The sequence below is a fragment of the Actinomadura rugatobispora genome, assembly GCF_042656285.1.
GTDB lineage: Bacteria > Actinomycetota > Actinomycetes > Streptosporangiales > Streptosporangiaceae > Spirillospora > Spirillospora rugatobispora.
The window spans coordinates 77,612-88,690 of sequence record NZ_JBHSON010000040.1 but is presented as its reverse complement, the minus strand read 5'-3'; the positions used below and the strand labels follow the sequence as shown (position 1 = coordinate 88,690).

The 11,079-nt window shown below is 71.0% G+C and carries 10 protein-coding genes; 6 read left to right on the top strand and 4 right to left on the bottom strand.

Annotation, left to right across the window (positions count from 1 at the left end; all coding sequences use genetic code 11):
- Positions 1–461 (bottom strand): helix-turn-helix domain-containing protein (locus ACFPZN_RS26785; RefSeq protein WP_378284958.1); only part of this gene is annotated, 461 nt, incomplete at its 3' end.
- 543 nt (positions 462–1,004) lie between these two features.
- Here ACFPZN_RS26785 and ACFPZN_RS26780 point away from each other — a divergent pair.
- Positions 1,005–1,322 (top strand): hypothetical protein, encoded by a 318-nt coding sequence (locus ACFPZN_RS26780; protein ID WP_378284957.1) that lies wholly within the window; start codon positions 1,005–1,007, stop codon positions 1,320–1,322.
- Positions 1,323–1,357: 35 nt separating this feature from the next.
- Here the strand turns inward: ACFPZN_RS26780 and ACFPZN_RS26775 are convergent, their stop codons facing one another.
- Together ACFPZN_RS26775 and ACFPZN_RS26770 are read right to left on the bottom strand one after the other, a co-directional pair.
- Positions 1,358–2,029, bottom strand: a complete 672-nt coding sequence (locus ACFPZN_RS26775; protein WP_378284956.1) for a pentapeptide repeat-containing protein — start codon at positions 2,027–2,029, stop codon at positions 1,358–1,360.
- An 11-nt stretch (positions 2,030–2,040) separates the two neighbouring features.
- A complete protein-coding gene (locus ACFPZN_RS26770; protein ID WP_378284955.1) occupies positions 2,041–3,393 on the bottom strand; it encodes a sensor histidine kinase in 1,353 nt (450 codons plus the stop codon).
- Between the two features lie 260 nt (positions 3,394–3,653).
- On the opposite strand from ACFPZN_RS26770, the gene ACFPZN_RS26765 reads away from it, so the two are divergent.
- The 3 genes from ACFPZN_RS26765 to ACFPZN_RS26755 all read left to right on the top strand — a co-directional run bounded on the left by ACFPZN_RS26765 (position 3,654) and on the right by ACFPZN_RS26755 (position 7,009).
- Positions 3,654–5,135 (top strand): glutamate-cysteine ligase family protein, encoded by a 1,482-nt coding sequence (locus ACFPZN_RS26765; protein WP_378284954.1) that lies wholly within the window; start codon positions 3,654–3,656, stop codon positions 5,133–5,135.
- A gap of 66 nt (positions 5,136–5,201) precedes the next feature.
- Positions 5,202–5,903, top strand: a complete 702-nt coding sequence (locus tag ACFPZN_RS26760; protein ID WP_378284953.1) for a response regulator transcription factor — start codon at positions 5,202–5,204, stop codon at positions 5,901–5,903.
- On the top strand, positions 5,900–7,009 hold the full coding sequence (locus tag ACFPZN_RS26755) for a sensor histidine kinase (protein ID WP_378284952.1): 1,110 nt from the start codon (positions 5,900–5,902) through the stop codon (positions 7,007–7,009). The genes ACFPZN_RS26760 and ACFPZN_RS26755 overlap by 4 nt, the downstream gene beginning before the upstream one ends.
- Here ACFPZN_RS26755 and ACFPZN_RS26750 read toward each other — a convergent pair.
- Positions 6,990–8,279 carry an RsbRD N-terminal domain-containing protein gene (locus tag ACFPZN_RS26750; RefSeq protein WP_378284951.1) on the bottom strand — a complete coding sequence of 430 codons (1,290 nt, stop codon included), beginning with the start codon at positions 8,277–8,279 and terminating at the stop codon, positions 6,990–6,992. The two genes, ACFPZN_RS26755 and ACFPZN_RS26750, sit on opposite strands and share 20 nt — an antisense overlap.
- 235 nt (positions 8,280–8,514) lie before the next feature.
- Here ACFPZN_RS26750 and qcrB point away from each other — a divergent pair, with 235 nt between their 5' ends.
- Positions 8,515–10,161, top strand: a complete 1,647-nt coding sequence (gene qcrB / locus ACFPZN_RS26745; protein ID WP_378284950.1) for a cytochrome bc1 complex cytochrome b subunit — start codon at positions 8,515–8,517, stop codon at positions 10,159–10,161.
- Positions 10,162–10,392: 231 nt separating this feature from the next.
- Positions 10,393–11,079: a hypothetical protein gene (locus tag ACFPZN_RS26740; protein WP_378284948.1), complete on the top strand. Its 687-nt coding sequence runs from the start codon at positions 10,393–10,395 to the stop codon at positions 11,077–11,079.

The following is an 11,079-nucleotide window of genomic DNA, read 5'->3' as shown; positions in this document are numbered from 1 at the left end:
GCTCCTGCTCGACCGCGGCCGTGGTCGGCTTGTCGGACTCGGCCACCACAGCCTCCGTGCTCGTTCCGGTTGTCATGTGTCACTCCATGATCAGGAGTTACACCGAAAACCGTACAGTCCCCGAGCGTCGGGCTGACGTTGCGGATGGTCTCGGCGTTGGCCTCGTAGGCGAGGTACTGGGGGAAGCCGGGCGGGAGGGTGGAGAGGTGGCGAGTCTCCTCGATGCGCTTCCAGAGGCGGTGGAAGAGGCCGTTGGTCTTGAAGTAGGTGTCGAGGTCCTGGGCGAACTCCTGTGAGGGAAGGTTCTTGCACAGTTCGACCTGGCCCACGTAGGCGTCGGTGCAGCCGAGGGCCTGGGCGAGGGCCGTCTTCGTCAGCCCGGCGGCCGTCCGCCATGCCTCCAGTTCGGTGGCGAACGTGGTGATGGCGGGGGCGTCGTAGGGCTCGGGACGTGCGGGCATGGGGGCCTCCCGTATGTCGAACCTGATCGGCCGGGTTCGGACGATCTCGGCTGGGGTTTGTCGCTGGTAGTGCCTGGTCGCTTCCTCAGGGTAATCACGTGTGCGAGTGTGGTGGCAGCAATTCCGATGGAAGTGACACGAAGGTTTCTCGATGGACAGGGACTCGAACACTGAAGAGAAAGTTCTCGAACAGCTACGTCAAGAGTTCGAGGGGCATCGGATCTGGCGGTCGGTCCGTGCGGACGGCCGGCTCGGCGAATGGATCGCCAGCTTGCACGATCCCACGGCCGGGGTAACGCCCACGTTGATGCATCCAACGCCCGAGGCATTGCGAACGGCGCTCATACGGGAGCGCGTGCAGGCGCGGGCAAAGGACCTATAGGCCCAGTGGCGGTTTTCCCGTGGCCGCCACTGGAAAAGAGGGCGCCTCTATAGGAGCACCCTCAGTTGTAGTGGAGACGGCGCGGCCCGGTGTGCGTTCCCCCGTGTGCACCTGGCCGCGCCGTGGTCAACGGTCGTCCACAAGCGAGCGAGGTGAAGCGGATGTGGTTCGGTAGGGGCCGCCATGCGGCGACCGATGGGCAGCGGCGCAGGACGGGCAACCAGCGGCGCGAGCATCTGGAGAGGCTCGGGCGGGCCGTCGGGGCCAGGCCCGGGTTCAAGTGCCGGGTCGGAGAGGAGGGCGGGGTTCACGCCCTGCACGTGGAGAAGGGCGGAACCTCGCTGGAGGTGGGGTGCGACTTTAGGGACGGGCGCTGGTGGTTCACCTGGCCCGGCGACGGTCGGGCGATCGTGCCCGTCGCGGCTCTGTACGGTGCCGTGCGGGTGATCGTCCAGGAGTTGGGCGGGGCGCGGGCATGAGTCAGGGCGGGATGGTGCCGGGGCTCGCCTGAACGTCAGTCTTCGATGGTGATGCCCATGGCGGCGGTGAGGGCGTGGAGGAGGCCCTGGGCGTCGGTGGTGTTGACGATGGCGCCCTCGAAGCTCTGGATGCCGTTGACCCCGTACAGGTCGCAGTTGGCGATGCGGGTGCCGTGCATGTGGGCGGCGCTGAACTGGGCTCCGGTGAGCCTGCAGTCCTCGAATCTGGCGCCCCGGAGGTCGGCGCCCTGGAAATTGGCCTCGGCCAGGTTGCAGCCGCGGAAGACGACGTTCTTGAAGCGCGAGAAACGGAACGAGGTGAGATCGGCCCGGCAGTCGCGGAAAAGGACGTCGCGGAAGCCGCAGTCGGTCAGGGAAAGGCCGGTCAGGCGGCAGTCCTCGATCGCGACACCGAACATGCGGGAGTCGAACATCCGGAGATTGGCCAGGTCGCAGCCCTTGAAGGCGACGTCGGCCAGGCCGGTGCGGCGGAAGGTCGTGCCGGCCAGGCGGGTCTCGTCGAACCGGCAGCGTTCGAATTCGACGGCTTCGACGTCCAGGCCGACGAGGTCGAAGGCGCCGTAGTGCAGCGAGAGGTGGACGGAGTCGTCGGCGGGTTCGTCCTCCGGATAGGCGGCCCGGGCCAGCTTGGGCGGGAGTTTCGGTGCCACCGGTTCTTTCAGGCGTGCCGCCTCGTGCGTCCGCATGGCCCTGCACTCTACGGGGCGAGGGGGAGTGAAAGGGCGAAGCGGGCGCCTTGGGGGTGGTCCTCGATGCGGAGGGAGCCGCCGTGGGCCTGGGCGATCTCGCGGGCTATGGCCAGGCCCAGGCCGGTGCCTCCGGAGCCGCGGCTGCGGGCGGAGTCCAGGCGGGTGAAGCGTTCGAAGACGCGTTCGCGGTCTTCGGGGGGAACCCCGGCGCCGTCGTCGGTGACGGTCAGGCGGGCGTGCCCGTTCTGGGAGTCGACCTCGATCTCGACCTTGCCGCCCGCGTAGCGTTCGGCGTTGTCGAGCAGGTTGCCCAGGAGGCGGACGAGCTGCATCCGCACCCCGCGGACGGCCACGCCGGGGTCCAGGCTGGTGTGCACGGCCAGGCCGGACGACGTGCGGCGGCGCAGTTCGGCGGCGGCCAGTTCGGACAGGTCGATGGTCTCCTGGGCGGCGGTGCCGCCGGTGCCGATCCGGGCCAGCAGGAGCAGGTCGGTGACGATCGACTCCAGGCGGTCGGTGTCGCGGAGCGCCGAGGCGATCGTGCGTTCCAGGTCGGTGTCGTCGGGGTGCATCGAGGCGTCCTCCAGGTTGGCGCGCAGGCCCGCGATGGGGGTGCGCAGCTCGTGGGAGGCGTCCGAGGCGAACTGGCGCTGCCGGGCGACGGCGCGTTCCAGCCGGTCGAGGGTCTCGTTGGCGGTACGGGCCAGCTGGGCGATCTCGTCCTCGCCCGGCGGCTCGGGGACCCGGCGGCTGAGGTCGCTGGCGCTGATCTCGGCGAGCTGGGTGCGGATCTCCTCGACCGGGCGCAGGGTGCGGCCGACGAACCGCCAGGTGATCTTCGCGACCAGGGCGGACAGGGCCAGCACCGCGAGGGTCAGGAGGGCCTCCAGGAGGCCGGTGACCAGGATCCGCGGCATCGGCTTCACCGCGTACACGACGACGGAGTCGGGCGCGGTGGTGGTGCGGATGACCTCCAGGACCTCGCAGTGGCCGCCGGGGCCGACGGCGCGGCACTGGGTCCTGTCGATGATGCGCTCGTCGCGGGACGGCCACACGTCGCTGAGCGGCGGGCGTCCGGCGGCGGCCGGGGTGGCGCCGATGACCTCGCCGCCGGGGGCGACGACCTGGATGAGGATGCGGCCCCGGGTGTAGTCGGGGATCCGGGGGCCGGTGAGGGAGCCGTCGCGGACGCCGGCGCTGACCCGGCGGGCGGCGATCTGGGTCTCCTGGAGCAGCTCGGCGCCGGTGGCGTACCGCACCGCCAGGTCGGTGCCGGCGGCGATCGACCCGAAGACCAGGGCCGCCAGCACGGCGGCGATCAGGGTGTCGCGCGCGCGGATCGACCGGGGTCGCAGCCGCATGGATCTCCTCGTCCTGGCGGGGGGCGGGCGCGGAGCGGGTGGGGCGGGGTCGGGCCTCGCGCCAGGGTGGCACGGCTCCCCCCGATACCGCCCGGGACTCGGCCAACCGTACCGGCAAGTAACCAGCCGGGGGGCGAACCGGGCCGCAGGTCCGGGCGATTCACCCGGGCATCGGTCTGACCGAAACCGGCTCTGGGGTTTCGTCACGGCCCGACTGGACATGCGTCTCATAGCAATCCAAATCCAGCAAGGCGGGACATATGGGCAGGGATGTGAGCGCCACCACCATCAGCGGGGAGGACCGGCGTCGCTACCGCGACAAGGTCCGCAGCTGTCTCGACGTGCTCGCGCGGATGCTCGGCGAGTCGCAGTTCGACTTCGAACGGCCGCACATCGGCCTGGAGATCGAGCTGAACCTGGTCGACGCCATGGGCGATCCGCTGATGCGCAACGCCGACGTGCTCAAGGCGATCGCGGACCCCGCCTGGGCCACCGAGCTGGGCCAGTTCAACCTGGAGATCAACATCCCGCCGCGGGAGCTGGGCGGGTCCGGCACCGGGGAGCTGGAGGCGGAGGTCCGCGAGCATCTCAACCGGGCCGACGCGCGGGCCCGCGAGGTCGGCGCCCATCTGATCATGATCGGGATCCTGCCCACGCTGCGCCGCTCCGACATCGGGGAGGAGTCGCTGTCGTCCAACGCCCGCTACAAGATGCTCAACGACCAGATCTTCGCCGCCCGGGGCGAGGAGATGCGGATCGCGGTGGACGGCCCCGAACCGCTGCGGATGCACGCCGACACGATCATCCCCGAGGCCGCGTGCACCAGCGTGCAGTTCCACCTCCAGGTCAGCCCCGACCACTTCGGCGACTACTGGAACGCCGCGCAGGCGCTGGCGGCGCCGCAGGTGGCGCTGGCCGCCAACTCCCCCTTCCTGTTCGGGCACCGACTCTGGCACGAGACCCGCATCACCCTCTTCGAGCAGGCCACCGACACCCGCCCGGACGAGCTGAAGACGCAGGGCGTGCGGCCCCGGGTCTGGTTCGGGGAGCGCTGGATCACCTCGGTCTTCGACCTGTTCGAGGAGAACACCCGCTACTTCCCCTCGCTGCTTCCGCTGTGCGACGACGAGGACCCGCAGGAGGTCCTGGAGAACGGCGGCATCCCCGAACTGGGCGAGCTGAGCCTGCACAACGGGACCGTCTACCGCTGGAACCGCCCGATCTACGCCGTCGTGAACGGCCGCCCGCACCTGCGCGTGGAGAACCGGGTGCTGCCCGCCGGGCCCACCGTCGCCGACGTCGTCGCCAACGGCGCGTTCTACTACGGGCTGGTGCGGACGCTGGCCGAGGAGGACCGGCCGGTGTGGACGCGGATGTCGTTCCAGACCGCGGCCGAGAACCTGCGCCGCGCCGCCCGCGACGGCCTGGACGCCATGCTCTACTGGCCGGGCGTCGGGGAGGTGCCCGCGTGCGAGCTGGTGCAGCGGACCCTGCTGCCGATGGCGTACGAGGGCCTGGACCGCTGGAACGTCGACCCGGCCCGCCGCGACCGGCTGCTCGGGATCATCGACCAGCGCTGCACGACGGGACAGACCGGCGCGTCCTGGCAGATCCAGACCGTGGACGCGATCGAGGAGTCGTTCGGCACGGAGCGGCACGAGGCGTTGCGGCTGATGACGCAGAGTTACACCCGGTTGATGCACTCCAACGAGCCCGTCCACACCTGGCCGATCGGACCGTGATCGCCTTCACATAACCCCTACATTTCCCAACGAACTCGGACACGCTTTCTGCGTACAGTTCGGGCTGTGACAGCGAACCAGCAGCGCATCCTGGTCGTCGAGGACGAGCCGACGATCGCGGGGGCGGTGGCGGACCGGCTGGCGGCCGAGGGCTTCGCGGTCGAGATCGCCGCCGACGGGCCGTCCGCCGTGGAGCGGGCCCGGTCGTACCGGCCGGACCTGATCGTCCTCGACCTCATGCTGCCCGGCTTCGACGGCCTGGAGGTCTGCCGCCGCGTCCAGGCGGAACGTCCCGTGCCGGTGCTGATGCTCACCGCCCGCGACGACGAGACCGATCTCCTGGTGGGCCTGGGCGTCGGCGCCGACGACTACATCACCAAGCCGTTCAGCATGCGCGAGCTGGCCGCGCGCATCAGGGCCGTGCTGCGCCGCGTGGAGCGCTCGTCCGACGACCCGGACGGCGGGCCGGAGCCCGCCGGGCCGCTGCGCGCCGGTCCGCTGGAGATCGATCCGCGGTCCAGGAGGGTGCGGCGGGACGGGGAGGAGGTGCATCTGACCCCGACCGAGTTCGAGCTGCTGGGCTGCCTGGCCCGCAACCAGGGCACGGTGCTGACCCGCGCCGTGCTGCTGGAACAGGTCTGGGACTGGGCGGACGCCTCCGGGACGCGCGCCGTGGACAGCCACGTCAAGGCGCTGCGCCGCAAGCTGGGCGCCGACCTGATCCGTACCGTGCACGGCGTCGGCTACTGCCTGGAGATCCCCGCATGAGTACCCCCGAGGCCCCTCCCCGGGGCACTGTCCACAGGCTGTGGACGATCCTGCCGCGGCCGCTCGACCCGCTGCGCTCGATCAAGGTGAAGTTCGGGGTCGTGACGTCGGTGACGGCGTGCACGGCCATTCTCATGGTGCTGTGGGGGTACGCGCTCGATCTTCGCGCCCGGCAGACGCTGCCCGCCGGGGTCCTGGTCTCGCTGGTGATCATGCAGCTGCTGGCGCACGGGATGACCGCGCCGCTGCGCGAGATGACCGCGGCGGCGCGGGCGATGGCGCGCGGCGACTACAGCCGCCGGGTGCGCGCCACCTCGCGGGACGAGGTCGGCGAGCTGGCGCACGCGTTCAACCGGATGGCCGCCGACCTGGCCGAGGTGGAGCGGCAGCGGCGGGAGTTCGTGGCCAACGTCTCGCACGAGCTGCGCACCCCGATCAGCGCGCTGCGGGCCGTGCTGGAGAACGTCGCGGACGGCGTCACCCCGGCCACCCCCGAGGTCCTGGAATCGGCCCTCGACCAGACCGAGCGCCTCGGCCGCCTGGTCACCCAGCTGCTCGACCTGTCCCGGGTGGACGCCGGCGCGGCCCGGCTCGACCTGGCCGGGATCGATGTCGCCGCGTTCCTCGGGGACGTGACGGCGGAGGCCGCCGCGGGCCGTCCCGACGTCCGGTTCGACATCGACGTGACCCCCGGCCTGCACGCGGTGGCCGACCGCGACCGCCTCCACCAGGTGGTCGCCAACCTGCTGGACAACGCGGCCCGGCACAGCCCGCCGGACGCCCCGGTCACCGTGACCGCCGCCCCCCTCGGCACGGTCGGCGGCGGCCTGCTGCTGGAGGTCGCCGACCGGGGGCCCGGGATCCCGCCGAGCGAGCGCGCGCGGGTCTTCGAGCGCTTCTCGCGGGGCGCGCCCGTCCGGGAAGACCGCACCCGGGTCGGCACGCCGGGCGGCGGCACCGGCCTCGGCCTGGCCATCGCCCGCTGGGCCGTGGAGCTGCACGACGGGGAGATCTACGTCGTCGACACGCCCCAGGGCTGCCGCATCCGCGTCACCATCCCCGAGCAGCCGGGCGAGGCGGAGGGGCTCAGCGGCGCAGGTTCGTGACGACGCCGGACGGACCGGAACCCGGATCGCCCACGGCCGCGCCGGGCCCGGACAGGACGCGCCCCTCGGCGTCGTCGGCCAGCAGCGCCCGCGCCCGCAGCACGATCTCCAGGTCGAAGCGCAGGTCAGGGTCCATCAGCTGGTCCCCGAACAGGTCCTCCAGCTGCCGCAGCCGGTAGCGGACGGTCTGCGGGTGGACGTGCAGCCGCATCGCCACCTCGTTGGCGTTGCGGCCCGACTGGAGCCAGGCCAGCAGCGTCTCGGCCAGCCGGTCCTGCTGCCCGGCGCGCAGATGGCCGAGCGGCGCCAGCCGCAGCTCGGCCAGCGAGGTGATCAGCTCCTCGTCCTGGAACAGGATCAGCGTGGACATGTGCTCGACACTGCGGATCACCCCGGTGTCGGCCTCGATCACACCGCGTTCGACCAGGCCGAGCGTCTTGCGGGCCCACTGGATCGACCGGGCCGCCTCGGCCACCGGGACGCTCGGGCCGACCACCGCCAGGCAGCCGCTCAGTGAGCGGTCCACCACGCCGGCCCGGCCGGGGCCGTCCGGATCGGGGATGATCAGGCTGGGCGTGCGGCGGGTGAGGTCGACCAGGACGTCGGGCGGGAAGGCGGGCAGCCGGGAGTCGCGGTGGTGGCGGCGGCCCAGCGCGACCGCGGCGATCGTGCGGGGCACCGGCCAGTGCGCCGCCGCGGCCAGGTCGGCGATCGCCTCCGGGCCCACCGGCGGGTCGGCGAACAGCAGGTCGAGCAGGCGCTTGCGGCGCCGCTGCATCTCCCCGGCCACCGCCGCCTTGGCCTGCGCGAAGCCCTCGGCGGCCGCGGCGGCCAGCTCGTCCTGGAACTGCATGAGGACCTCGCCGACCGTGCCGAGGGTGCGCGGGGCGACCTCCAGCGCCGCGGCGCCCTCGCTGATCCGCCGCCAGGCGACCATCCCGCCGACCCGCATCGCGCTCTGCATCGCGTCCAGGCTGCGGCCCTCGGCGGCCTCGCCGCGGCCGATCGCGCGGAAGAAGTCGGTGACCGGGCCGGAGTCGTGGTCGGGGTCGGCGACCCGGTCCACGAAGTAGTGCAGGACGCGCTCGACCGCCTGCCGGGTCGTGCCCGAGTAGGCGCCGTCGGCCGGCCGGTCGTACTCGCTGACCCGGGACCGGATGGTCTGGATCATGTCATCGGCGACCTCGTCGAGATGGGGCCGCATGTGATCGGCCAGTTCCCGGGGCAGTTCGTGCCAGGCCCGCCCCAGGCCGGATCCCTCCTCGGCCACTGTGCCTCCCGCCGACGCGATCCCCCGGCGTGGCAGTCCGGCCACCCGGGGTAATTGCCTACTTATGTGCTTTATGTGGTGAAAATCATGTCCCTAGACGGGCGTCCACGCAAAGCCCCCTGCGGCGTTTCGACCAGATTCGGTCCGACCGAATGCCCCGATGTCACAACCCTGGTCGCCGGGGCGTCTACCGGGTAGTGCGACATAGAGGAGACGTACCACCCGGGAGGTCCGCGTGGCGGCGAACGAGGACGGGGGCGGCCAGGGGCCGCCGAAGGCACTGGCCGGCGCCGGCCGGGCGATCGACGAGCGCTTCGGCGCCGCGGCCTTCACCCGCAAGGCGTTCCGCAAGGCCTTCCCCGACCACTGGAGCTTCCTGCTCGGCGAGATCGCGATGTACTCCTTCGTGATCATCCTGCTGACCGGGGTGTTCCTCACCCTGTTCTTCAAGCCGAGCATGAACGAAATCGTGTACGACGGCTCGTACCAGGCCCTCCGCGGCGTCCGGATGAGCGAGGCCTACGCCTCCACCCTGCACATCAGCTTCGACGTGCGCGGCGGCCTGCTCATGCGGCAGATCCACCACTGGGCCACGATCGTCTTCATGGCGGCGATCGTCGTCCACCTGCTCCGCAACTTCTTCACCGGCGCCTTCCGCAAGCCCCGCGAGCTGAACTGGCTGATCGGCATCCTCCTGTTCATGCTCGTCATGCTGAACGGCCTGTTCGGCTACTCCCTCCCCGACGACCTGCTGTCGGGCACCGGCATCCGCATCCTGGAAGGCGTCCTGCTGGGCATCCCGGTCGTCGGCACCTACGCGCAGATGTTCCTGTTCGGCGGCGAGTTCCCCGGCGACCTGATCATCCCCCGCCTGTACGTCATCCACATCCTGCTCATCCCCGGCATCCTGCTCGCCCTCATCCCGCTGCACGCCATCGTGCTGACCTGGCGGCAGACCCACACCCAGTTCCCCGGCAAGGGCAGCACCAACCGCACCGTCCGCGGCTACCCCTTCTTCCCGGTGTTCATCGCCAAGACCACCGCGTTCTTCCTGTGGGTCTTCGGTGTCGTCACCCTCCTGGCCACCTTCTTCCAGATCAACCCGATCTGGCTGTTCGGCCCGTACAACCCGGGCGCCATCAGCGCCGGCTCCCAGCCCGACTGGTACATGGGCTGGCTGGAGGGCGCGCTGCGCATCATGCCCGCCTGGGAGATCAACGCCTGGGGCCACACCGTCACCTTCAGCGTGATGGTCCCCGCCCTGGTCGTCCCGGGCGTCCTGTTCACCGGGCTGGCGCTCTACCCGTTCCTGGAACGCTGGGTCACCGGCGACCACCAGATCCACAACCTCCTGGACCGGCCGCGCGACGTCCCCGCCCGCACCGGCATCGGCATGGGCGGCGTCGTGTTCTACGCCGTCCTGTGGATCGCCGGCGGCAACGACATCCTCGCCAACACGTTCCACATCCCGCTCTTCTGGACGACCTGGTTCTTCCGCGGCGCGATCATCCTCGGCCCCGTCCTCGCCTACGTCATCGCGTACCGGATCTGCCTCGGCCTGCAGCACCGCGACCGCGCGCTCATCGAGCACGGCCTGGAGACCGGCATGATCCGCCGCTCCCCCGAAGGCGAGTACACCGAGGTCGAGCACCCTCTGGACGACGAGCGCGCGGCCCCCATCACCGACGCCCGCCCACCCGCGGCGATCGCCATGGGCCGTCCCGAACACCAGGGCGTGGAAGCCCCCGAGGCCCGCGGCCGCCTGGGCAGGGTGCGCATAGCCCTGAACCGCCGCTTCATGACCGACCTGGCCACCCCGCCGTCCCGCACCGGCGACCGCGAGGAAAAGGAACGCAAGGCCGTCGAACGCGGGTCGCGTTAAAGGGAAAAAGGTTGACACAATCACCTTGACTGACCTGATCCGGCCAGTCCGATATCCCTTCCCACATTTCGCTTGTTTCGCAATAGGCCGTCGCTAAGCTGCGTGCTCATCGTTCTCTTCCATCCCACCGGATGGAGCGCGACCTCTGCCGACCGCGCCGATGCGCGGCTTCCCCGCCACGACCGAGGCGCGTCTCCGGCCTGCCGGAAAACACGATCAGAGGAGAAAGGCATGCGCGCGATTCGCCTGGCCGCGACGGGATTCGCCGCGGGGGCCATGGTCCTGGGAATGGCCGCCCCCGCCCTCGCCGCCGAGCCCGTCCCCACCACGGTCACCCCTGGCGCTTTCTGCAAGAACGAGCACCTCGGCCAGAAGAGCAAGACCAAAGACGGCACGCCCATGATCTGCCTGAAGAAGCCCGGCGAAAAGCAGGGCCGCTGGCGCGCCGTCGCCCCCGACGTCCCCACTCCGCCCAAGCCCGTGTTCAAATTCGGCTACGACAAGGTGAAGCTGTCCAGCCGCCGCGTCGTCCCCGGCGGCACGACGACGTTCACCGTGACCTGCCCGTCCACGGTGACCATCACCGGCAACGGCTACACCCGCAGCCCGCTGGCCGTGAAGAAGCTGAGCGCGAACCGCTGGACCGCCACGGGCACCTTCCGCACGAACCTCCCCGACCCGACGACCGCCACGGTGGTCTGCAAGGGCTACGGCTCGGTCAAGCTCAGCACCAGCCCGGAGAAGAACGACGGCCTGAAGCCCAAGCAGCCGAAGATCCCCACCGGCCGCATCGACACGGGCGACGGCAGCACCCAGGGCAACGGCTCGGCGCTGCCCGCCGCCGGCCTGGGCGCACTCGCCCTCGCGGGCCTCGGCGCCTTCGCCCTCCGCCGCAGGACGGCCCGGGAGCGGTCGTAA